Origin of the sequence: Enterobacter sp. 50793107 (assembly GCF_001463365.1) — a bacterium.
Taxonomy (GTDB): domain Bacteria; phylum Pseudomonadota; class Gammaproteobacteria; order Enterobacterales; family Enterobacteriaceae; genus Enterobacter; species Enterobacter cloacae.
This window is the reverse complement of record NZ_LNII01000089.1, coordinates 75,792-97,717: the sequence shown is the minus strand read 5'-3', so window position 1 is coordinate 97,717 and position 21,926 is coordinate 75,792. Positions and strand designations below refer to the sequence as shown.

The window sequence follows — 21,926 nt, the reverse complement described above, 5'->3', positions numbered from 1 at the left end:
CCACCTGGTCAACCACCTCATCGCCCGATTTCTCCAGCTCGTAGTTGCCCGGCGTCGCCGAAACGTAAATGGTTTGCGGTGCCAGCGCTTCAAACTCTTCAAACTTCATCGGACGGTTGTCCAGCGCCGACGGCAGACGGAAGCCGTACTCAACCAGCGTCTCTTTACGCGCGCGGTCACCGCGATACATCCCGCCGATCTGCGGGATCGTGACGTGGGATTCGTCGATCACCAGTAACCCGTCCGCCGGAAGGTAGTCAAACAACGTCGGCGGCGGCTCGCCCGGCCCACGACCGGAGAGGAAACGGGAGTAGTTTTCGATGCCGGAGCAGTAGCCCAGCTCGTTCATCATCTCCAGATCGAACTGGGTACGCTGGCTCAGGCGTTGCTCTTCCAGCAGTTTATTGTTCGCCAGCAGCACCTTACGGCGTTCCGCCAGCTCCTCTTTGATCTCTTCCATCGCCTGCACAATACGCTCGCGTGGCGTTACGTAGTGCGTTTTCGGGTAGATGGTGTAACGCTGAATAACGGACTCGACGTGGCCGGTGAGCGGGTCGAACAGCGACAGGCGTTCCACCTCTTCGTCAAACAGCTCAACGCGCAGGGCAATGTCGTCCGATTCCGCCGGGAAGATGTCGATAACCTCGCCGCGTACGCGGAACGTACCGCGCTGGAACGCCTGGTCGTTACGGGTGTACTGCAGCTCCGCCAGTCGGCGCAAAATCGCGCGCTGATCGATGATCATCCCCTGCGTCAGGTGCAGCATCATCTTGAGGTAGAGATCCGGGTCGCCCAGACCGTAGATGGCAGACACCGATGCGACCACCACCACATCACGACGCTCCAGCAGCGCCTTCGTCGCCGAGAGACGCATCTGCTCAATGTGTTCGTTCACCGAGGCATCTTTCTCGATGAAAGTGTCAGAGCTCGGCACATAGGCTTCTGGCTGGTAGTAATCGTAATACGAGACGAAATACTCCACGGCATTCTCCGGGAAGAACTCTTTCATCTCGCCATACAGCTGCGCCGCCAGCGTTTTGTTGGGCGCCAGCACCATGGTGGGGCGTTGCAGATCCGCAATGACGTTGGCGATGGTGAAGGTTTTACCCGAACCGGTCACCCCCAGCAGCGTCTGGTGTGCCAGCCCATCTTCCAGCCCCTCTTCAAGACGACGGATCGCCTCAGGCTGGTCGCCAGAAGGACGGAAAGCAGAATTCAGTTTGAACGGTTTACTCATGGGCGACAACCTGGTGATGTAAAAAGCGGCAGGTGAGTAATTTTACTCGTTGTGGCCAGGAATGCCAGTAAAAAACACTGGATGTAAAACCAGTAGCGTGTCACGATATTTAGCATAGCACCCGAAGGATTAGCGTATTCCCGGTCAAAATTTCGACTGAGACGACATAAAACACCAGCCCTACCCGGTTATCCCCAGAACATTTTCATTTTTAACATTTGTCAAGCCAGGTAATGGTAGTTTTATGGCAACCGGTGACACTTTTATGACGGCAATTGATTTTATCTAACCAGTTAAATCTTAAAGGATATTTTCCAGAGCCGCGTTTCGCGTCAATTTGGGCGTAACCCGCGTCTTCTCTCGCTTATCGCGTGTTTTCTAACTCTAATGCACATGGTTATCCACAGGAATAGTGGATAACTGCGTCCAGCCCATACAGACTGCCGCTCAGCAAATTCCCGGTTTTTCCCACGAGGCGGTGACAAAAAATTTTTATCGCTAATTTTTGCCAATCAACCGTTGCGTTATTCATAACCAACCAATGAGATCTTGCTCACAATTCAGCCATTTCAGTCCCTGCACCACCGCTAACAGTTCTGGCACTGAGACAGTGCAATCAGCTTATCGATCGGTCGTTTTGCGACGGCATTATCCTAAAAAAGCCTCTTTTTTAATCAGTTCAACGGTTCTGGCAGGAGATTTGCAGATTCATTAACGAGCCTCACCCACATACATTTTTAAGGAGAGAAAGATGTTGAGTCTGCGTGCAGTCAATCAGTTTTACGGAAACCAACATACGCTATGGAATGTCGATTTGGATTTACCGCAGGGCTTATGCACAGGGGTGATTGGCCTGCCCGGCATGGGAAAAACCACCCTCATCAACTGCATCACCGGCGCGTTACCGGTGCAGAGCGGAACCATCGTCTGGCACGAAGCCGGTGCCCCGCCCTGTGATTTACTGCGTCAGGCACCGGATCAACGCGCGCTGCCGGGGATTGGCTACGTGCCACAGGACCGACGGATTTTTTCGCAACTGACTATTGAGGAAAACTTGCACATCGCCATGCGGGCGACAGGGGCAACGGACACGCGCGCAAAAAGCGATGTCTATGACCTGTTCCCGCAGCTGTGGGCGCTGCGACAGATTCGGGCGAACGGGCTCTCCCCGGACGATCAGTATCAGCTGGCGCTGGCTAACGCGCTGGTCAACCGACCGCGGGTATTGATTCTGGATGAGCCGCTGCAGGGCGCAGGGTACAGCTTTGCTCAGAAGCTGGGCCATCTGCTGGCGAGGCTTAATCGTGAGCTGGGGATGACGGTGTTATTAGCCGAGCAGCAACTGTCGTTTATCCGCCGGGTAGTGGATCGCTTCTGTATGCTGTATCGCGGGCGTAACGTGGCCCAGGGCCACGTTACCGAGCTGGATGACGAGCTTATTGCCCACTGGATGTCGCGGGAAGCAAGGCACTGAGGTCGAGGTAATGTCCGGTGTCGGCGTGCTCAGCACCGTCCGCAAGCCATGGGATCTCCCCAAGGAACGGCGCGGGAAGCACTCGCCTGAGCGTGGCCAGATACTCCTGGTGACGCTTACCGGGTGCGACCACGTCGTTGGCTATCCAGCCCGCCAGACGCAGCCCGGCCTGCTGAACGGCCTGTGCCGTTAACATGGCGTGGTTGATACAGCCGAGCTTCACCCCGACCACGAGGATCACCGGAAGCTGCTCACGCTGGACCCAGTCCGCAAACGTCAGTTCGTCCGACAGCGGCGTAAACCAGCCCCCTGCGCCTTCCACCAGTACCCAGTCAGCCTGGCGTTCCAGTGCGCGCAGGCCGTCCGAGAGCACGGAAAACGCGATGGGGCGACCTTCGTCGGCGCTGATAATGTGCGGCGACGTCGGCTCGGCAAAGGTATAGGGATTCACCGCCGCATAGTCCAGCGGCAGCGTGCTGTTACGCTGCAGCGCCAGCGCGTCGGTATTGCGTAACCCCTGTGCCGTCATCTCACTTCCGGAGGCGACGGGCTTGTACCCGGCGGTGGTTTTGCCCTGCAGACGAGCCGCCTGCAACAGTGCGGAACTGGCCACCGTTTTACCCACTTCGGTATCCGTTCCGGTGACAAAATAACGTTCAGTCACGTTCGATAATCCCATGAAAGAGTTGATAAGAGAGCGGGAAAGTGCCCCGCCGCTGCGGCCAGGCCAGCTCCAGGCGCTGCAACTGCCCGCGCGTGAGCGGTTTTCTCTCGCGCCCGGCATGCAGATGCGTAGCGCCAATGCCCTTCAGCGAGCGCATGGCGCTGAACGCATCGCTAAAGTTCAGCGTGATGGTCTGCACCTGGCTGCGAAAGCGCCAGCCCGTCAGCGCGTCCGTCACCTGTTCATACGCTAAAAAGCGGTTGGCGTGCGGCTGTTCGTCTACCGCTTTCCATGCCTGATTCAGCTCGGGCAGCGAGCTTTCCAGCAGGGTGGTAAAGGCCACCTTTCCGCCCGGACGCGCCACGCGATACAGCTCGTTTAACGCCTGCGAAAGGCTACTGCACCACTGTACCGCCAGGTGACTCCACACCAGATCGAACTGCGCATCCGGCAGCGGAAGTGACTCAATATCGCCAGTGAGATAGCGGTCAGCCGCCTGTTGCTGTCGCGCCTCGTCCAGCATCTGCTCAGAGAGATCGAGTGCGGTGACGTGGCTTCCGGCGTCGCGCCAGTAGCGGCTGTTGCCGCCGGGGCCGCATCCGGCATCCAGTACGTACGGGAAACGACGCGCACCGAGTATCTCAAGCAGCCCCTGAGCGCTCTGACGCTGAAGCTCATCATGCTGCGAATAACTGCGTGCAGCCCGGCCAAACGCCGCCGCAATGGCCTGTTTATTGACTGGCGACATGGAGAGCCTCCAGCAGCGCATCGATATCTTCTGCTTTGTGCGCCGCCGTCAGCGTCAGACGCAGACGCGCCGTACCCGGCGGCACGGTGGGCGGACGGATGGCCGTGACCCACATTCCCCGTTCGCGCAGCGTCTGTGCCAGCGCGAGCGCGCGGCTGTTTTCCCCCACGATAACGGGCTGGATGGCGCTCTGCGAATCGGTGCTTTGGAAAGGAAGCCGATCCAGACCCTGACGGAAACGCTGAATATGTTCTGCCAGGCGCGCGCGCCGTTCAGCCCCCTCTTCACCGCGGATCACCTCCAGCGAGGCAGAGAGCGCCACCGCCTGCGCAGGCGGCATACTGGTGCTGTAAATCAGATGTCGGGCGAACTGCAACAGATAATCGGCGACGGACTCGCTGCACAGCACGGCGGCCCCGCTCACGCCAACGCCTTTGCCAAAGGTGACGATCAGCAGTTCCGGCTTCACGCCCTGCTGACTGGCGCTACCGCGACCGTCCTCACCCATCACGCCAATACCGTGGGCATCATCCACCAGCAGCCAGGCGTTTTGCTGTTTCGCAACGTCAGACAGCGCACGAAGCGGCGCGCTGTCGCCATCCATGCTAAAGACCCCTTCCGTCACCACCAGCTGTTGTCCGGCACAGGGTTTATCCAGCAGCGTGGCGAGCGAAAGCGCATCGTTGTGGGCAAAGCGCCGCAGCTGTGCCGGGCTGAGACTCGCCGCCTCCAGCAAAGAGGCGTGGCTTAAACGGTCCGCGGTGATACGATCGTCCTTGCCCATCAGCGCGGCAATCACCGCCTGATTGGCGGCAAAGCCGGAGATGAACAGCAGCGCGCGCGGATAGCCCAGCCAGTCGGCAAGCGTCTCTTCCAGCCCCTGATGCGCTGTTGTATAGCCGCTGATGTGCCCCGAACCGCCGCTGCCCACGCCGTAGTGTTCCGCTCCCTGCTGCCAGGCGCGGACAATCGCCGGATGCTGGCTCAGGCCGAGATAATCATTGCTGGAAAAATTACAGTACTGCCGCCGGGCGTGGGTCAGAAAACGGCCTGCACCGTTTTCCACTACCCTGCGAACGCGAAAAGCATCCCGCGCCCGGCGCTCTTCCAGCGCGGATTGAATACGAGCCTGCCAGGTCATACGGATGCCGCGTTGTAGAACTGTTCGGTATCGGCGTTGAAAATCTGCTGCTCCAGCTGCTGCTGTTGCTCGTTATCTCCCGCCAGCACCTCGGTCTGATGCGGGTTCAGCCCCAGCTTGCGGAACAGCTGGACGTCTTTGTCCTCTTCCGGGTTCGGCGTGGTCAGCAGCTTGCAGCCGTAGAAGATGGAGTTAGCGCCAGCCATAAAGCACATCGCCTGCGTCTGCTCGTTCATCTGTTCGCGACCGGCAGAAAGGCGGACGTATGAGGTTGGCATCATGATGCGCGCGACCGCGATGGTGCGGATAAAATCAAACGCATCGACATCCTCGTTATCCGCCAGTGGCGTGCCTTTGACCTTCACCAGCATGTTGATTGGCACGCTTTCCGGCGGGGTCGGCAGGTTCGCCAGTTGCAGCAGCAGACCGGCGCGATCTTTCACCGTCTCGCCCAGCCCCACAATCCCGCCCGAGCACACTTTGATGCCCGCTTCGCGCACTTTGTCCAGCGTATCCAGACGCTCCTGATAGGTACGGGTGGTAATGATGTTGCCGTAAAACTCTGGCGAGGTGTCGAGGTTGTGGTTGTAATAATCCAGCCCTGCAGCAGACAGGCGCTGCGCCTGCTCTTCGTTCAGCGTGCCGAGGGTCATACAGGCTTCCAGCCCCATCTCTTTGACCCCTTTCACCATCTGCTCCAGGTACGGCATGTCGCGATCGTGCGGGTTTTTCCATGCCGCCCCCATGCAGAAACGGGTAGAGCCCGCGTTTTTCGCCTTACGCGCGGAGTCGAGCACCTGCTCCACTTCCATCAGACGTTCGGATTCCAGTCCGGTTTTATAGCGCGCGCTCTGCGGGCAATATTTGCAATCTTCCGGGCAGGCACCGGTCTTGATCGACAGCAGCGTACTGACCTGAACATGGCGCGGATCGAAGTGCTGACGATGCACCTGTTGGGCTTCGAACATCAGCTCCAGGAAAGGTTTATTGAATAATTCAGTGACTTGCGACATCGTCCAGCGTGCGTGGTGAGCCATGGGGCTTCTCCAAAGGGTTTTGTTAATTTTCGGTTCGGTTTATACTCGTAAACCTAAAACTTTTCAAAATGGTTTACAAGTCGATTATGACCCAGGACGATCTCGCCTTCGACCAGCAGCATATCTGGCACCCTTACACCTCCATGACCCGCCCGCTTCCGGTCTACCCGGTGGCCTCGGCCCACGGCTGCGAACTGCACCTTGCCAGCGGCGAGCCGCTTGTTGACGGTATGTCATCCTGGTGGGCGGCCATTCACGGGTACAACCACCCGCGTCTGAATGCCGCGATGAAAGCGCAGATTGAGCAGATGTCGCACGTGATGTTTGGCGGCATTACCCATCAACCGGCGGTTGATCTCTGCCGTCGTCTGGTGGCGATGACGCCCGATGCACTGGAGTGCGTGTTCCTTGCCGACTCCGGCTCGGTGGCGGTGGAAGTGGCGATGAAAATGGCGCTGCAGTACTGGCATGCCAGGGGGGAATCCCGTCAGCGATTCCTGACCTTCCGCAACGGCTACCACGGCGATACCTTTGGCGCGATGTCGGTGTGCGATCCGGATAACTCCATGCACAGCCTGTGGAAGGGGTACCTGCCGGAAAACCTGTTTGCCCCGGCCCCGCAGAGCCGTTTCGACGGCGAGTGGAATGAAATGGACATGGTCGGCTTTGCGCGGCTGATGGCTGCCCACCGCCATGAGATTGCCGCCGTGATCCTCGAACCGATTGTTCAGGGTGCTGGTGGGATGCGCATGTACCATCCCGAGTGGTTAAAACGCATTCGTAAAATGTGTGACCGCGAGGGCATCCTGCTGATTGCCGATGAGATCGCCACCGGATTTGGCCGCACGGGTAAGCTGTTTGCCTGCGAACATGCGGATATCACACCGGATATCCTGTGCCTGGGGAAAGCGCTGACCGGCGGCACCATGACACTCTCCGCCACCCTCACTACCCGCCAGGTGGCCGACACCATCAGCGACGGCGAAGCGGGCTGCTTTATGCATGGCCCGACCTTTATGGGCAATCCGCTGGCCTGCGCGGTGGCAAACGAAAGTCTCGCGATCCTGCAAAACGGCGAGTGGCAAACGCAGGTTGCGGCGATTGAGGCGCAGCTGAAAGAAGAGCTCAGTGCCGCCTCGGGGGCGAACTTCGTGGCGGACGTACGCGTGCTGGGTGCCATCGGCGTGATTGAGACCACCCATCCGGTGAATATGGCGGCATTGCAGCGCTTCTTTGTAGAGCGGGGTGTCTGGGTGCGGCCTTTCGGCAAACTTATCTACCTGATGCCACCGTATATCATCACGGCTGAACAGCTACGCTCGTTAACCGCCGCGGTAGTAGAAGTCGTTAACATTCCGGCGCATTTCACGATTTGACCCTATGCGTTACACTTCCTGAACGAGTGAATAACGAGGGCAAACCGTATGAAAATCATCAGTAAAGATCTGCGCGACGGCGAAAAACTGCCTGAACGCCACGTCTTCAACGGGATGGGGTATCAGGGAGATAATATCTCTCCGCATCTGGCATGGGACGATGTGCCGGCGGGCACCAAAAGCTTTGTGGTCACCTGCTACGACCCGGATGCGCCGACCGGCTCCGGCTGGTGGCACTGGGTTGTGGCCAACCTGCCCGCCGATACGCGCGTTCTGCCGCAGGGTTCCGGCTCCGACCTGGTCGCCCTGCCGGAAGGTGCCATTCAGACGCGCACCGATTTTGGGAAAGCCGGTTACGGTGGCGCGGCGCCGCCAAAAGGGGAAACGCACCGCTATATCTTCACGGTTCACGCGCTGGATGTAGAGAAGATTGAGGTCGACGAAGGGGCGAGCGGCGCGATGGTAGGGTTTAATGTGCATTTCCATTCGCTGGAGAGCGCGTCGATTACGGCGATGTATTCGTAAAAAAAAGCCGGGTGGCGGCTACGCCTTACCCGGCCTACATCTTGGATTCGTAGGCCCGGTAAGCGCAGCGCCACCGGGCAAAAAAATCACAGCACCGAAGGCAGCAACCCCACCAGACGCCCCTCTTCCAGAAGCTGCATCGCCTTATCAATATCCGGCGCAAAGAAGCGGTCATCATCGTAATGCGATACGTGCTCACGCAGCGCATGACGTGCCTGCTCCAGCAGCGGGCTGGACTTCAGCCCTTCACGCAGATCGATCCCCTGACACGCCGCCAGCCATTCCACCGCCAGCACGCCACGGGTATTGGCGGCCATCTCCCACAGACGACGTCCGGCTGCCGGAGCCATCGAGACGTGGTCTTCCTGGTTGGCAGAGGTTGGCAGGCTGTCCACGCTGTGCGGATGCGACAGCGCTTTGTTTTCGCTCGCCAGCGCTGCGGCCGTCACCTGGGCAATCATAAAGCCTGAATTCACCCCGCCGTTGCGCACCAGGAACGGTGGCAGCTGGGACATATGCTTATCCATCATCAGCGCAATTCGCCGCTCGGACAAGGCGCCCACTTCGGCAATCGCCAGCGCGATGTTATCCGCCGCCATCGCCACGGGCTCGGCGTGGAAGTTACCACCGGAGACCACCTCGTTTTCCTGGGCGAACACCAGCGGGTTATCGGACACCGCGTTGGCTTCCACCAGCAGCACTTCTGCGGCCTGGCGCAGCTGCGTCAGACACGCGCCCATCACCTGCGGCTGACAGCGCAGCGAGTACGGATCCTGTACCTTGTCACAGTTATGGTGCGAATCAGCAATCTCACTGGTCTCCGTCAGCAGATGGCGATACATCGCGGCAGCGTCAATTTGCCCGCGCTGGCCACGTACGTCATGAATACGCGCGTCAAACGGACGACGCGAGCCCAGCACCGCCTCCGTGGTCAGCGCACCGCACACCACGGCCGAGGCGAACAGATCTTCAGCTTCAAACAGACCGCGCAGCGCAAAGGCCGTGGAGGCCTGCGTGCCGTTAAGCAGCGCCAGCCCCTCTTTTGCCGCAAGGGTGATTGGCGCTAATCCGGCCTTTTTCAGCGCCTCTTTTGCCGGGAGCCACTCTCCCTGCCAGCGCGCCTGACCTTCCCCCAACAACAGCAGCGACATATGCGCCAGCGGGGCGAGATCGCCGGAGGCGCCAACGGAGCCTTTGGCGGGGATCCACGGATAGACTTCCGCGTTCACCAGCGCTATCAGGGCCTGGATCACGCTCAGACGAATGCCGGAAAAGCCGCGCGCCAGACTGTTAATTTTGAGCACCATCATCAGACGGACAATCTCGTCGTCCAGCGGCTGGCCAACGCCTGCGGCATGGGAAAGCACCAGCGAACGCTGGAGATTTTCCAGATCGTGCGTGGCAATGCGTGTCTGCGCCAGCAAACCAAAACCGGTGTTGATACCGTAGGCGGTACGCCCCTCGGCAATAATGGCTTCAACGCAGGCCACGCTGTCGTTAATGGCGGCATGGGCGCTTTCATCCAGCGAGAGCGTGACCGGCTGACGCCAGACGTGACGCAGCTGTTTGAGCGTGAGCGAGCCGGGAGTGAGTGTTAACGCATTCATTCATGCTTTCCTTGTGTGGCAGGGATCATCGGCAGGTTAAGTCCCTGCTCTGTGGCACATTCAATAGCAATCTCGTAACCCGCATCTGCGTGACGCATCACGCCGGTTGCCGGGTCGTTGTGCAGCACGCGTGCGATACGCGCGGCGGCTTCATCCGTTCCGTCACAGACGATAACCATCCCGGAATGCTGGGAGAAGCCCATCCCCACGCCGCCACCGTGGTGCAGCGATACCCAGGTCGCGCCGCTGGCGGTGTTGAGTAAGGCATTCAGCAGCGGCCAGTCGGAGACCGCGTCTGAGCCGTCGCGCATGGCTTCGGTTTCACGGTTCGGGCTGGCGACGGAGCCAGAATCCAGATGGTCGCGACCAATCACAATCGGGGCTGACACTTCGCCGCTGCGCACCATTTCGTTAAAAGCCAGACCCAGCTTTTGCCGCCACGCCAGCCCAACCCAGCAGATACGCGCCGGCAAGCCCTGGAAGTTAATGCGCTCGCGGGCCATATCCAGCCAGTGGTGCAGGTGTTCATCGTCCGCGACAATTTCCTTCACTTTGGCATCGGTTTTGTAGATATCTTCCGGGTCGCCGGACAGGGCCACCCAGCGGAACGGACCGATACCGCGACAGAACAGCGGACGAATATAGGCTGGGACAAATCCCGGGAAATCAAAGGCGTTGCTGACGCCCATCTCTTTTGCCATCTGGCGGATGTTGTTGCCGTAATCGAAGGTCGGAATGCCCATCTCGCTGAACGCCAGCATGGCGGAGACGTGTTCTGCCATCGAACGCTTAGCGGCCAGTACAGTGCCTTCAGGATCGGTTTCTGCTTTTTGCTGGTAGGCTTCCCACGTCCAGCCTTTTGGCAGATAGCCGTGCAGCGGATCGTGGGCGCTGGTCTGGTCGGTAACGAGGTCAGGGCGAACGCCACGGGCCACGAGTTCCGGCAGGATCTCTGCCGCGTTGCCGCACAACGCTATCGATACCGCTTTACCTTCCGCGGTGTATTTTTTGATACGCGCCAGCGCGTCATCGAGGCTGTCGGCCTGTTCGTCAACATAGCGGGTACGCAGACGGAAATCGATGCGGCTCTGCTGGCACTCAATGTTCAGCGAGCAGGCGCCAGCCAGCGTCGCGGCCAACGGCTGTGCACCGCCCATGCCACCCAGACCCGCGGTCAGTACCCAGCGGCCTTTCAGCGAGCCGTTGTAGTGCTGACGACCGGCTTCGACGAAGGTTTCATAGGTGCCCTGCACAATCCCCTGGCTGCCAATGTAGATCCAGCTACCCGCGGTCATCTGGCCATACATCGCCAGCCCTTTGGCATCCAGTTCGTTAAAGTGTTCCCAGGTCGCCCAGTGTGGGACCAGGTTAGAGTTGGCAATCAAAACGCGCGGCGCGTTTTTGTGGGTTTTAAACACGCCGACCGGCTTGCCGGATTGCACCAGTAGGGTTTCGTCGTGTTCCAGTTCGGTCAGGGCCTTAACAATGGCGTCATAGCATTCCCAGTTGCGCGCGGCGCGGCCAATGCCGCCGTACACCACCAGCTCGTGGGGGTTTTCTGCAACCTCAGGATCAAGGTTGTTCATCAACATGCGCAGTGGTGCTTCGGTGAGCCAGCTTTTGGCGGTAAGGGTGGTGCCGCGCGCGGCGCGGACATCCTGCTGACGGTATTTACCTGACGACATTGTGTGCTCCTCATACGGGACAGATGATGCATTTAGATATACTTGTATAGACAAGCACACACAAGGCCAGATTTAACAAAAAAGATACAATTTTGTTATATTGCGTTAGCTATCACGCTTTTAAAACTTATGACATAAAGTGGCCCTGCAACCGATAGCGGCTACCGGGGAATAGCAGTCTTGCATGCGACACAATCTGCGCGGATGACCAGGTGCGGCGGCGGATCAGCAGGCAGGGATCGTGCTCTTTGATACGCAGCAGCTCGCACTCCTGCGGCGTCGCGCGCACCGCTTCCACAATGTGCTCCCCTTCCGTCAGCGGTGCGACAAGCGAGAGAAAGGTATGCGGCGTGGTTTGAGTGTAATCCTGGTCCAGATAGTCCGGTATCCGTTCGGCGTTTACGCAGCGATCCTCAATCTGCACCGGCACGTCATTTTCGAAATGCACCATTACGGAATGGAAGATCCGGGTTCCCTCCTTGACGTTCAGTACCGCAGCCTGCTCGGCGCTGGCCTGCGTCTCTTCGAGCACCAGCACTTCACAGTGGTGCTGATGGTTTCGCGACGCTATCTCGTCCGCAATGCTGCGGATTTCAAACAGCGCCGATTGTCCTTTCGGCTCCGCCACAAACGTCCCGACCCCCTGCAGACGCACCAGCAGGCCTTCGTCGGTTAGCTCGCGTAACGCCCGGTTGATGGTCATCCGGCTAAAACCAAACTGCGCCACCAGATCGGCTTCAGAGGGAATGCGGTCATGCGGCCGCCAGACGCCGGTGGCGATTTTTTCGCTGATCGTCTGCTTCACCTTTTCGTAGAAAGGCGCGGGAGAGCCGGACGGCGGCTGAGGTGAGCGTGAGAACATCGTGACTCCTTAAATATTGTTATGCCCACCAGTGAGCAATTTGCCAGGCCAGACGGGCGGCAAGCTTCGCCCCCTGTCCGTCCCGATCGTAGTGAGGGTTAAATTCTACCAGATCGGCGGCCTGCAGTTTTCCGCTACGGCAAATGCGCTCGATCGCGGGCAGCAGATCCCGCGCAGGCACGCCTAACGCCGCGGGGGCTGACACGGCGGGCATCTCGGCTGCGGGCAGAACGTCCAGATCAATGGTGAGGTAAACACGATCGGCCTGCGCCAGCACCTGTTCCAGGGCTGATAGCGCATCCCGGTGGAAATGCAGATCGTCCACCAGCGTGACGTTAAGCCGTTCAGCCTCGTCAAACAGCGCCTGGGTGTTCGCCGCGCGGCTGACGCCAAAACAGGCGTACTGAAATTCCCGCGCGTGGTCAGCACAGTAGTTCGCCAGCTGACGAAACGGGGTGCCGGAGGTGGCCCGTTCGGCCTTGCGCAAATCAAGATGCGCATCCAGGTTGATGACCGCCACGCGCTCATTCGGGAACGCCTCAAGAATACCACGGCCGTGGGCCCAGGCGGTCTCGTGTCCGCCGCCCAACACCAGCGTACGCATGCCAGCCTGCTGACAGGTGACCACGGCATCGCTCAGTGCCTGTTGGCCCTCTTCCAGTTGGTCATCCTCAACGTAAACCGACCCCATGTCCACCAGCCGTTCGTGGCCGGAATGCGTTGCCATGTTCGCCAGCGCCTTACGCAGCACGTCGGGAGCCTGCGCCGCACCTTGCCTGCCCTGATTACGCCTTACTCCTTCATCACAGGCAAAGCCTATCAGCGCAATCGCGGATGAAACCGGGGTAAATTGCGACGGCTGGCGTATGGTCTGAAAAATACGTTTTGCGTTGCTGGCCTCGGCGCTGTCGTCGCGCCCCTGCCAGACGGTCTTAGCAACGGGCTGCCAACTCATACTGCCTCCCCCCGGAAAATGCGTTGATACAGCGGATTGCGTCCCGGCTCGTAAACCATTTCTACCGGATGGTCTGCATCCCAGACGATAAAATCAGCCATAAAACCGGCCTTTAACTGCCCGTGCGTTGTTCCACGCCCCAGCGCTTGCGCGGCGTGCCGCGTGACGCCAGCCCAGGCCTCTTCAGGCGTCAGGCCAAACTGTACGCAGGCCATGTTCATGGCCAGATGAATGCTCGCGAACGGGCTGGTGCCGGGATTGTAATCCGTGGCGACCGCCATCGGTACGCCCTGCGCCCGGAGCTGTTCAACCGGTGGACGCTGACGCTCCTGAAGAAAATAGAACGCGCCAGGCAGCAGTACCGCGACCGTGCCGCTTTGCGCCATGGCCTGAACACCCTCCTCATCCAGGTATTCGATATGATCGGCAGATAACCCTTTAAATCGGCTGACCAGCGCCGCACCGCCCAGGTTAGAAAGTTGCTCCACGTGCCCTTTCACCGGAATACCCCGTGCGCGGGCGGCCAGGAAAAGCCGCTCGGTTTGTGCTGGCGTGAAGCCGACGTTTTCACAAAAAACATCCACCGCTTCGAACAGGCCTTTTTGCCACAGTTCGGGCATGATCTGCTCGCACACCAGTGTGAGGTACGCGTCTGGATCGTGGCGGTATTCCGCCGGAACCGCATGTGCCGCCAGCAGGGTTGGGCTGATCTCAACCGGATTACTCAGGCTGAGCTGGCGTGCGACCTGCAGCATTTTTTCTTCAGTCGCGGCGTTAAGACCGTAGCCGGATTTGATTTCCAGGGTGGTCACCCCTTCATTCATTAACCGCTCCAGCCGCTGCTGCGCCAGTGTAAGCAAATTTTCCGGCGAACTGTCGCGGGTTGCCGAGACGGTGGCGTTAATTCCGCCCCCCTGTGCGCTGATGGACTGATAGGAGACACCGTTGAGACGCTGCTCCCACTCCGCCGCGCGATTGCCGCCAAACACCAGGTGGGTATGGCAGTCGATAAGACCCGGCGTGACCAGGCGTCCACCGAGATCGACGCTCTTATCATGCCCGGAAGGGAGGTCTGCTTCAGGAATGACGGCCAGAAGGGTTTGACCGCGCACCACAAGGGCATGATGCGCTTGCAGGCCATAAGATTCTTCACCAGGAACCATTGTCGCCAGTCGCGCATTTCGCCATATCACATCGTCGGGATGAAGTTGCAGCATAAGCCTTTCACTTGTCATGGGTTGTATAGACATTTATTTTCATCTGCTGGCTGCTGTCAACCGCCTTTATGAAAATGTTATTTATTTGTGACGACTTTCCCGCCCCCTGCGGGCGAAAAATGCAACTTTTCCCCTTTTTATCTTCCCGTTTCGCTCAACTTAGTATAAAAAAGCAGGCTATTTCGTCTATCTCGTTTAAGACTTGCATACCCAGGAGCTTCACCTTGAACATTTCCAGGATTTCCCGTCTGGCGTTGGCACTCGCCTTTGGCGTGACATTATCCGCATGCAGTTCAACGCCACCGGATCAGCGACCTTCTGAGCAGGTCGCGCCAGGCACCGCATCCCGTCCGATTTTGTCCGCTGATGAAGCGAAAAACTTCGATCGCGCGCACTACTTCTCCGCGATGGATCCAAACGCTGCGCCGTGGACGCCGTCTTCTATTAACCTGCCGAAGCAGCCAAACTTTGTTGTGGGTCCGGCAGGGGCGCAGGGCGTGACGCATACCTCTATTCAGGCTGCGGTTGACGCTGCCATCACCAAACACAGCGCATCTCGCCAGTACATCGCGATCATGCCAGGTGAATATGAAGGTACCGTTTACATTCCGGCAGCACCGGGCAGCATCACCCTTTACGGTCTGGGCGAAAAAGCCATCGACGTTAAAATTGGTCTGGCGATTGATTCCGAAATTGACAGCACCACCTGGCGTCACCTGGTCAACCCGGCGGGTAAATACATGCCGGGCAAACCGGCCTGGTATATGTTTGATAACTGCCAGAGCAAGCGTGCCGCTACCATTGGCGTGATGTGTTCTGCGGTCGTCTGGTCTCAGAACAACGGTCTGCAACTGCAAAACCTGACCATTCAGAACACCCTGGGCGACAGCGTTGATGCGGGTAACCACCAGGCCGTGGCGCTGCGTAGCGATGGCGACAAAGTGCAGATCAACAACGTGAACATTCTGGGTCGTCAGAACACCTTCTTCGTGACCAACAGCGGCGTACAGAACACCCTGCAGAATAACCGTCTGACCCGTACGCTGGTGACCAACAGCTACATCGAAGGTGATGTGGATATGGTCTCCGGTCGTGGCGCGGTGGTATTTGATAACACCGATTTCCGCGTCGTGAACTCACGTACCCAGCAGGAAGGTTATGTCTTTGCGCCAGCGACACAGTCTAACCTGTTCTACGGTTTCCTCGCCGTCAACAGCCGCTTCAACGCCTCCGGTGACGGCGTGGCGCAGCTGGGTCGCTCCCTGGACGTGGACTCTGCAACCAACGGTCAGGTTGTGATCCGCGACAGCGTTATCAACGAAGGTTTCAACGTGGCAAAACCATGGGCTGACGCCGCCATCTCCAAACGTCCATTCTCCGGCAATACCGGTTCCGTGGACGATAAAGGAAACGTGCAGCGCAACCTGAACGACGCTAACTTCAACCGCATGTGGGAATACAACAACCGCGGTCTGGGTAGCAAAGTGGTTGCTGAGCCGAAGCAGTAATCTGTTTTGCCGGGTGGCGGCTTCGCCTTACCCGGCCTGTCCGTTAATGCAGTACCATCGGGCATAAAAAAACCTCGCGTTCGCGAGGTTTTTTGTTTTAAGCCGCTTAGTGAGCGTTTACCACTACCCACATTGGCCCCTGGCCTACCGCATAGCGCCCTTTCTCTTCCAGCAGGCCCTGCTCGCCTTTGATTTCGTACAGGGCGATGTGGTGAGACTTCTGCCCCGCTGCAATCAGGTATTTACCGCTGTGATCGATATTAAAGCCACGCGGCTGCGTTTCCGTCGGCTGGAAGCCTTCTACTGCCAGCACGCTGCCGTCTTCCGAGACGCTAAAGATGGTGATCAGGCTGGAAGTACGGTCACAGGCGTAGAGATGGCGACCATCCGGCGTAATGTGAATATCCGCCGCCCAGCGGGTATCCGAGAAGTCAGACGGCATCATATCCAGCGTCTGCACGCACTCAATCTGCCCGTTAGGATCTTTCAGTTCCCAGACGTCCACTGAACTGTTCAGCTCGTTCACCACGTAGGCGTACTGCTGATTCGGATGGAAGACCATATGACGTGGACCCGCACCTTCAACGGTCGTCACTTCCGCCGGATTCTGCGCCACCAGGTGACCATCGTCGCTCAGGGTAAATAGGCAGATTCGATCCTGCTTCAGCGCCGGTACCCACAGCGTGCGGTTGTCCGGGGAGATATTCGCCGAGTGGCAACCTTCCAGCCCTTCCACCACATCCACGGTGTCGACCGGAATGCCCTCTTCAAGACGCGTCACGCTGACACAGCCCGCGTTATAGGAGCCGCTGAAAACAAAGTTGCCCTTGCGATCGGTTGAGATGTGGGTTGGGCTACCCGGCAATGGCGCTTCCGCAGTGTAAGTCAGCGCGCCGTCATCCGGAGAGATGCGGTAGGCCAGCACGCGAAACTCCGGGCGCACACCCACGTACAAGAAACGTTTATCCGGGCTGATCGCCATTGGTTGTACCTGACCAGGCACATCAACAACCTGCACCAGCGTGAGGGTCCCCTCGGCATTTAAACGCCAGACGTGGATCTGCTGGCTTTCAGGACTGGCGGTATAAACGGTTTGTTTCATGAATATTCACTCCTCACTGCGCATGAAAGTAGTTAACTTTTGACGGTGAATGCTGAATTGTCGACGGGAATTTTGACGCGTTCGCCTCTCGGTGTACCATCCCATCAGATCGTAAATTCAATATTAACCCGGAAAAACAAATGACCTCGCGTGTGATTGCTCTGGATTTAGACGGTACCTTACTGACGCCGCAAAAAACCCTTCTCCCCTCCTCCCTTCAAGCGCTTAAACGCGCACAGGAAGTGGGATATCAACTCCTTATCGTAACGGGTCGACATCACGTTGCCATTCACCCTTTTTATCAGGCACTGGCGTTAAATACACCTGCAATTTGTTGTAATGGCACTTATTTGTATGATTATCAAGCAAAAAAGGTTTTAGAATCCGACCCGCTGCCGGTTCCCCAGGCATTGCAGTTAATTGATCTGCTGGATGAACATGCGATCCACGGCCTGATGTATGTCGATAATGCGATGGTCTATGAGCGCCCGACCGGCCATGTTATCCGCACCACCAACTGGGCTCTGTCTCTGCCAGAAGCGCAGCGTCCGGTCTTTACCCAGGTCTCTTCCCTGCGCCAGGCGGCTCAGGATGTTGAGGCTATCTGGAAATTCGCGTTGACCGATGAAGATACCACCAAACTGAATACCTTCGCGAAACACGTTGAACAGGCGCTGGGTCTGGAGTGCGAATGGTCCTGGCATGACCAGGTGGATATTGCCCGTAAAGGCAACAGCAAAGGTAAACGCCTGACACAGTTCGTGGAGTCTCAGGGATGGTCAATGCAGGATGTGATCGCCTTTGGCGATAACTACAACGACATCAGCATGCTGGAAGCCGCCGGAACGGGCGTGGCAATGGGCAATGCCGATGACGCGGTGAAAGCGCGCGCTAACGTGGTGATTGGCGATAACACCACCGACAGCATCGCGCAGTATATTTATACCCACCTGCTGTAATCAGGTGGTAATGGAGACGCTCTTGATTTGCGCGTAAAGCCACAGGCCAGGTTTGATCCCTAACTCATCCCTGGCCCACGGACTGATCCGTGCCCAGAGCGTCCTGCTCCCCACCTCAAGCTGCACCTCTACCTGACCGTTATCATCAAAACACTCGGCGACCTTCGCGCGCAGGATATTACGGATACTGGTCTGCAGCGGAGGCTGTAAAACCAGAGAGACATCCGACGCCTGAATACGAATACGCAGCGCCGACTGCAGGGGCTTGTCGATTTTATTCACCCACAGGTGCTGGTCGCCCAATGCCAGGGCGGTCATCGCGTAATGCGGGTGGTGCTCCAGCACGCTCACCTTCAGGATACTGCTCTGCTGCTCCCGGGGCAGCCACGGGTGCATGACGCTACTGCCCCAGACCTCTTCAAGATTGCCAAACGCCTTTACGCTGCCGTTTTCCAGCACCAGTACGTTATCCGCCAGATGCAGAATTTCATCCAGGGAGTGGCTGACGTACAGCATCGGGATCTTGATTTCACGCGCCAGGCGCTGGAGATACGGCAGGAGTTCACGTTTACGCGGAATATCCAGCGAGGCCAGCGGCTCATCAAGCAGCAGGAGTTCGGGTGCGGTGAGCAACGCGCGCCCTATCGCCACCCGCTGTTTCTCACCGCCGGAGAGCGAGGAAGGCAACCGGTCAAGCAGTGGCTCAATGCCCAGCAGCGCCACCAGCTTGTCAAACTGCGCGGCCATGCTTTTGGCCATACCATAACGCAGATTCCCGCGCACGCTGTAGTGCGGGAATAACCGCGCATCCTGAAACACATAGCCAATACGCCGTTTATCCGGCGTCAGGTAAATCTTGTTTTCAACGTCATTCAGGACGCGATTATTCAGCACAATGCGCCCTGCCTGAGGACGTGTCAGGCCACCGATCGCATTAATGAGCGAGGTTTTCCCGGCGCCGGAGACCCCAAAGATGGCGGTGATGCCGGTGGCAGGCAGCGTCTCGTCCAGTGTAAGGGTGTGGTTTCCCAGCGTCTGGGTGAAATGGAGTTCCAGCATAACTATTTCCCCATCCGCTCGCGGCTGAGTCGCGCCAGCCATTCAGAGACCAGCAGCGATATCAGCGCCAGCACAATTGAGATAACGCACAGACGCGCCGCAGCACCTTCGCCACCCGGCGTCTGTATCAGCGTATACATGGCCGAAGGGATCGTCCGCGTTTCACCGGGGATGTTCGAAACAAAGGTAATGGTGGCACCGAATTCACCCAGCGAACGGGCAAAGGCCAGTACCGTACCGACAATAATGCCCGGCAGCGTGAGCGGTAGCGTAATGGTGAAAAAGACGCGCCAGCGCCCGGCACCCAGCGTGCGGGCGGCCTGTTCCAGTTTGATATCCACCCCTTCCAGCGCCAGGCGGATAGCCCTCACCATCAGCGGAAATGACATCACCGCCGCGGCCAGCACCGCACCGCGCCAGCTAAAGGCAAAGGTCAGCCCGAACCAGTCGTACAGCCATTGGCCGATAAACCCGCGTCGGCCCATGGACACCAGCAGCAGATATCCCACCACGACGGGCGGCAACACCAGCGGAAGATGGAGAACGCTGTCAAGCAGCGCTTTGCCGGGAAACTTACAGCGCACCAGCAACCAGGCAAAGAAGATCCCAAAGGGCAAACTTAGCGCAACCGCCAGGGAAGAGACTTTCAGGCTCAGCAGTACAGCCTGCCATTCAGGATCGGTCAATATCATTCGTGAGTCGTAAATCCATAACGTTTAAAGATTGCGGACGCTTCCGGCCCCTTCAGGTACGCCTGGAAGGCCGTCACGGTCGCATTTTTATGTCCATCAACAATCGCAACAGGATATTCCACTTTCTTGTGGGCGTCTTCCGGGAACGTGCCAACCACTTTGACCCCCTTGCTGGCAACGGCATCCGAGCCGTAGACAATGCCCAGCGGAGCCTCATTGCGCTCCACCAGCGCCAGCGCACCGCGTACATCTTCCGCCGGCGCCAGATCTGATGACAGTGTCTGCCACGCGCCCAGTTTCTGCAGGGCCTCTTTCGCGTAAATCCCAGCCGGTACATGGTCCGGATCGCCCACTGCCAGCCGGCCACCGTTCAGAAGACGCGTCCAGTGAGTCTCTTTGTTGATGGTGATGTCACCCTGCGGACTGGCTTTTGGCGCGACCACGACAAGGCTATTCCCCAGCAGCGTTTCGCGGGTTGTGGTATCCACGGCTTTCTTATCAACGGCGTAATCCATCCATTTCTGATCGGCAGAGATGAACAGATCGGCCGGTGCCCCCGCTTCTATCTGGCGCGCCAGTGTAGAAGAAGACGCGAAAGAGGAGACGACGTCGACGTTCTTCTCTTTTTTATACGCAGCAGCAATATCCTGCATCGCATTCGTCAGCGACGCCGCCGCAAAAACCGTAATTTTACCTTCGTCGGCCAGCGCGTGTCCGGTCAGCGAAAGTGCCAGCGTTGCCCCTGCGAAAAAGCGTAACCCTGTACGTGCCATCTGTAGCTCCTGTGAGTTTCGTTATATACGCAATAATATAACGACAACGCCGGAGATATCCCAGCGTTAAATCGTACCGATCAAGAGGTACAATTACCGGATGCTTTAAATCATATCGGCGTTGACGAAAAATACTTGAGAGCAAAACGCCCGGGCAAGCCGGGCGTTTTGTGGGGAATCAGTGCTGCTTTTTAGCGCGGTCTCTGTGACCAATGTTCGAAAAGACGTTGAACACTTCACCCAGGCCGTAGATGGCACCGAGGATGATGGCCATCACTACTGGTACCATGATCACGGCGAATACCAGACTTTTCAACAACTCTAACATGGTTTTCTCCAGATATTGTGGACGGCTTATTCTACCCTGAAAAGTAAGAAAAACATCCCCTTTTGTGCGGTCCCCTTTGCGCCCTGTGCCATTTGGTTCACAATAGCCCTTTTGTCAGGACACTCCGTTATGCAGGCTGAAATTCTCCTTACCCTACGACTTCAGCAGAAGCTTTTCGCCGATCCGCGACGTATCGCCCTGCTTAAACAAATAGAACAAACGGGTTCAATAAGCCAGGGGGCAAAGAACGCGGGCATTAGTTATAAAAGCGCCTGGGACGCGATCAACGACATGAATACCCTGAGCGAGCAGATGCTGGTTGAGCGAGCCACGGGCGGCAAAGGGGGCGGTGGCGCCGTGCTGACCCGCTACGGCCAGCGTCTGATTCAGCTTTATGACCTGCTGGCCCAGATCCAGCAGAAAGCGTTCGATGTGCTAAGTGACGATGATAACCTCCCGCTGGACAGCCTGTTAGCCGCCATTTCTCGCTTCTCACTCCAGACCAGCGCCCGCAACCAGTGGTTTGGCACGGTCACCGCGCGCGATAACGGGCAGGTCCAGCAACATATCGAGATCCTGCTTGCCGACGGTACGACCCGCCTGAAAGCCGCGATTACCGCCCAAAGCGGAGAGCGTCTGGGGCTGGATGAAGGCAAGGAGGTGCTGGTGTTGCTGAAAGCGCCGTGGGTCGCAGTGACGCGCGATGCCGAACGCGCCAAAGCGGCAGACAACCAGCTGCAGGGCACCATCCAGCACATTGAACGTGGTGAAGCGCAGTGTGAGGTCCTGATGACCCTGCCGGACGGCCAGGTGCTGTGCGCGACGGTTGCCCTGAGCGAGGCGCACGAATTAGAAGAAGGTGCTGTAGTCACCGCATATTTCAACGCAGACCGGGTAATTATCGCCACATTGTGCTGAGCGGATTGACAAGCGTGTCGACAGTGAGTATCCCTGACATCTGATGCTGCAAAAAATGG

The 21,926-nt window shown here is 58.0% G+C and carries 21 protein-coding genes; 6 read left to right on the top strand and 15 right to left on the bottom strand.

The annotated features are described in order from the left end of the window. A partial coding sequence (locus APU11_RS13840; protein ID WP_192842102.1) for a DEAD/DEAH box helicase family protein occupies positions 1-1,237 on the bottom strand: 1,237 nt, incomplete at its 3' end. A gap of 751 nt (positions 1,238-1,988) precedes the next feature. Here APU11_RS13840 and APU11_RS13835 point away from each other — a divergent pair. Continuing rightward, positions 1,989-2,711 (top strand): ATP-binding cassette domain-containing protein, encoded by a 723-nt coding sequence (locus APU11_RS13835; protein WP_013097498.1) that lies wholly within the window; start codon positions 1,989-1,991, stop codon positions 2,709-2,711. Here the strand turns inward: APU11_RS13835 and bioD are convergent. The 4 genes from bioD to bioB are packed head-to-tail and all read right to left on the bottom strand — an operon-like array spanning position 2,674 to position 6,301. Next, positions 2,674-3,375: a dethiobiotin synthase gene (gene bioD, locus APU11_RS13830; RefSeq protein ID WP_020685271.1), complete on the bottom strand. Its 702-nt coding sequence runs from the start codon at positions 3,373-3,375 to the stop codon at positions 2,674-2,676. The two genes, APU11_RS13835 and bioD, sit on opposite strands and share 38 nt — an antisense overlap. Next, positions 3,368-4,123 carry a malonyl-ACP O-methyltransferase BioC gene (gene bioC, locus APU11_RS13825; protein ID WP_058650401.1) on the bottom strand — a complete coding sequence of 252 codons (756 nt, stop codon included), beginning with the start codon at positions 4,121-4,123 and terminating at the stop codon, positions 3,368-3,370. The genes bioD and bioC overlap by 8 nt, the downstream gene beginning before the upstream one ends. Then, positions 4,107-5,264, bottom strand: a complete 1,158-nt coding sequence (bioF, locus tag APU11_RS13820; protein ID WP_058650400.1) for an 8-amino-7-oxononanoate synthase — start codon at positions 5,262-5,264, stop codon at positions 4,107-4,109. Before bioF ends, bioC begins: the two co-directional genes overlap by 17 nt. Continuing rightward, the gene (bioB, locus tag APU11_RS13815) at positions 5,261-6,301 is read right to left on the bottom strand and encodes a biotin synthase BioB (RefSeq protein WP_014831141.1); all 1,041 of its coding nucleotides are present in this window, start codon (positions 6,299-6,301) and stop codon (positions 5,261-5,263) included. The genes bioF and bioB overlap by 4 nt, the downstream gene beginning before the upstream one ends. Before the next feature lie 68 nt (positions 6,302-6,369). Between bioB and bioA the strand changes: the two genes are divergently transcribed. Both bioA and APU11_RS13805 read left to right on the top strand, forming a co-directional pair. After that, positions 6,370-7,677: an adenosylmethionine--8-amino-7-oxononanoate transaminase gene (bioA, locus tag APU11_RS13810; protein WP_052682784.1), complete on the top strand. Its 1,308-nt coding sequence runs from the start codon at positions 6,370-6,372 to the stop codon at positions 7,675-7,677. A 48-nt stretch (positions 7,678-7,725) separates the two neighbouring features. Continuing rightward, positions 7,726-8,202 carry a kinase inhibitor gene (locus tag APU11_RS13805; protein ID WP_013097504.1) on the top strand — a complete coding sequence of 159 codons (477 nt, stop codon included), beginning with the start codon at positions 7,726-7,728 and terminating at the stop codon, positions 8,200-8,202. 86 nt (positions 8,203-8,288) lie between these two features. Here the strand turns inward: APU11_RS13805 and hutH are convergent, their stop codons facing one another. The 5 genes from hutH to hutI all read right to left on the bottom strand — a co-directional run bounded on the left by hutH (position 8,289) and on the right by hutI (position 14,528). After that, positions 8,289-9,809 (bottom strand): histidine ammonia-lyase, encoded by a 1,521-nt coding sequence (gene hutH / locus APU11_RS13800; protein ID WP_038418932.1) that lies wholly within the window; start codon positions 9,807-9,809, stop codon positions 8,289-8,291. Next, complete coding sequence (gene hutU / locus APU11_RS13795; protein ID WP_013097506.1) at positions 9,806-11,494, bottom strand: urocanate hydratase; 1,689 nt, start codon at positions 11,492-11,494, stop codon at positions 9,806-9,808. The genes hutH and hutU overlap by 4 nt, the downstream gene beginning before the upstream one ends. A gap of 127 nt (positions 11,495-11,621) precedes the next feature. After that, the gene (locus APU11_RS13790; RefSeq protein WP_058650399.1) at positions 11,622-12,356 is read right to left on the bottom strand and encodes a histidine utilization repressor; all 735 of its coding nucleotides are present in this window, start codon (positions 12,354-12,356) and stop codon (positions 11,622-11,624) included. Positions 12,357-12,375: 19 nt separating this feature from the next. Beyond that, complete coding sequence (gene hutG, locus APU11_RS13785) at positions 12,376-13,311, bottom strand: formimidoylglutamase (RefSeq protein WP_058650398.1); 936 nt, start codon at positions 13,309-13,311, stop codon at positions 12,376-12,378. Then, positions 13,308-14,528, bottom strand: a complete 1,221-nt coding sequence (hutI, locus tag APU11_RS13780; protein WP_058650397.1) for an imidazolonepropionase — start codon at positions 14,526-14,528, stop codon at positions 13,308-13,310. Before hutI ends, hutG begins: the two co-directional genes overlap by 4 nt. Before the next feature lie 224 nt (positions 14,529-14,752). Here hutI and APU11_RS13775 point away from each other — a divergent pair, with 224 nt between their 5' ends. Beyond that, positions 14,753-16,036 (top strand): putative acyl-CoA thioester hydrolase, encoded by a 1,284-nt coding sequence (locus tag APU11_RS13775; RefSeq protein WP_038986074.1) that lies wholly within the window; start codon positions 14,753-14,755, stop codon positions 16,034-16,036. Positions 16,037-16,142: 106 nt separating this feature from the next. Here APU11_RS13775 and pgl read toward each other — a convergent pair whose 3' ends face one another. After that, the gene (gene pgl, locus APU11_RS13770; RefSeq protein WP_023621274.1) at positions 16,143-17,138 is read right to left on the bottom strand and encodes a 6-phosphogluconolactonase; all 996 of its coding nucleotides are present in this window, start codon (positions 17,136-17,138) and stop codon (positions 16,143-16,145) included. 140 nt (positions 17,139-17,278) lie between these two features. On the opposite strand from pgl, the gene APU11_RS13765 reads away from it, so the two are divergent. After that, on the top strand, positions 17,279-18,097 hold the full coding sequence (locus APU11_RS13765) for a pyridoxal phosphatase (RefSeq protein WP_060578534.1): 819 nt from the start codon (positions 17,279-17,281) through the stop codon (positions 18,095-18,097). On the opposite strand, the gene modC is transcribed toward APU11_RS13765, so the two are convergent. From modC to APU11_RS13745, 4 genes are all read right to left on the bottom strand, one after another. After that, complete coding sequence (modC, locus tag APU11_RS13760; RefSeq protein ID WP_029882496.1) at positions 18,098-19,156, bottom strand: molybdenum ABC transporter ATP-binding protein ModC; 1,059 nt, start codon at positions 19,154-19,156, stop codon at positions 18,098-18,100. 2 nt (positions 19,157-19,158) lie between these two features. After that, positions 19,159-19,848, bottom strand: coding sequence for a molybdate ABC transporter permease subunit (gene modB / locus APU11_RS13755; protein ID WP_013097514.1), 690 nt, complete (start codon positions 19,846-19,848; stop codon positions 19,159-19,161). Next, positions 19,845-20,621, bottom strand: a complete 777-nt coding sequence (gene modA / locus APU11_RS13750; protein ID WP_038418921.1) for a molybdate ABC transporter substrate-binding protein — start codon at positions 20,619-20,621, stop codon at positions 19,845-19,847. Before modA ends, modB begins: the two co-directional genes overlap by 4 nt. A 178-nt stretch (positions 20,622-20,799) precedes the next feature. After that, the gene (locus tag APU11_RS13745) at positions 20,800-20,949 is read right to left on the bottom strand and encodes an AcrZ family multidrug efflux pump-associated protein (RefSeq protein ID WP_013097516.1); all 150 of its coding nucleotides are present in this window, start codon (positions 20,947-20,949) and stop codon (positions 20,800-20,802) included. A 129-nt stretch (positions 20,950-21,078) separates the two neighbouring features. Between APU11_RS13745 and modE the strand changes: the two genes are divergently transcribed. Next, entirely contained in the window at positions 21,079-21,867 is a 789-nt protein-coding gene (modE, locus tag APU11_RS13740) for a molybdenum-dependent transcriptional regulator (RefSeq protein ID WP_040020659.1), read from the top strand. The last annotated feature ends 59 nt before the right edge of the window (positions 21,868-21,926 follow it).

Coding starts and splice junctions, on each gene's coding strand:
- APU11_RS13765 (WP_060578534.1), top strand. CDS start 17,279: ATGACCTCGCGTGTGATTGCTCTGGATTTAGACGGTACCTTACTGACG.
- hutI (WP_058650397.1), bottom strand. CDS start 14,528: ATGCTGCAACTTCATCCCGACGATGTGATATGGCGAAATGCGCGACTG.
- bioA (WP_052682784.1), top strand. CDS start 6,370: ATGGTTTACAAGTCGATTATGACCCAGGACGATCTCGCCTTCGACCAG.
- APU11_RS13745 (WP_013097516.1), bottom strand. CDS start 20,949: ATGTTAGAGTTGTTGAAAAGTCTGGTATTCGCCGTGATCATGGTACCA.
- pgl (WP_023621274.1), bottom strand. CDS start 17,138: ATGAAACAAACCGTTTATACCGCCAGTCCTGAAAGCCAGCAGATCCAC.
- modC (WP_029882496.1), bottom strand. CDS start 19,156: ATGCTGGAACTCCATTTCACCCAGACGCTGGGAAACCACACCCTTACA.
- APU11_RS13790 (WP_058650399.1), bottom strand. CDS start 12,356: ATGTTCTCACGCTCACCTCAGCCGCCGTCCGGCTCTCCCGCGCCTTTC.
- APU11_RS13835 (WP_013097498.1), top strand. CDS start 1,989: ATGTTGAGTCTGCGTGCAGTCAATCAGTTTTACGGAAACCAACATACG.
- bioB (WP_014831141.1), bottom strand. CDS start 6,301: ATGGCTCACCACGCACGCTGGACGATGTCGCAAGTCACTGAATTATTC.
- hutU (WP_013097506.1), bottom strand. CDS start 11,494: ATGTCGTCAGGTAAATACCGTCAGCAGGATGTCCGCGCCGCGCGCGGC.
- modB (WP_013097514.1), bottom strand. CDS start 19,848: ATGATATTGACCGATCCTGAATGGCAGGCTGTACTGCTGAGCCTGAAA.
- hutH (WP_038418932.1), bottom strand. CDS start 9,809: ATGAATGCGTTAACACTCACTCCCGGCTCGCTCACGCTCAAACAGCTG.
- bioC (WP_058650401.1), bottom strand. CDS start 4,123: ATGTCGCCAGTCAATAAACAGGCCATTGCGGCGGCGTTTGGCCGGGCT.
- modA (WP_038418921.1), bottom strand. CDS start 20,621: ATGGCACGTACAGGGTTACGCTTTTTCGCAGGGGCAACGCTGGCACTT.
- APU11_RS13805 (WP_013097504.1), top strand. CDS start 7,726: ATGAAAATCATCAGTAAAGATCTGCGCGACGGCGAAAAACTGCCTGAA.
- modE (WP_040020659.1), top strand. CDS start 21,079: ATGCAGGCTGAAATTCTCCTTACCCTACGACTTCAGCAGAAGCTTTTC.
- bioF (WP_058650400.1), bottom strand. CDS start 5,264: ATGACCTGGCAGGCTCGTATTCAATCCGCGCTGGAAGAGCGCCGGGCG.
- hutG (WP_058650398.1), bottom strand. CDS start 13,311: ATGAGTTGGCAGCCCGTTGCTAAGACCGTCTGGCAGGGGCGCGACGAC.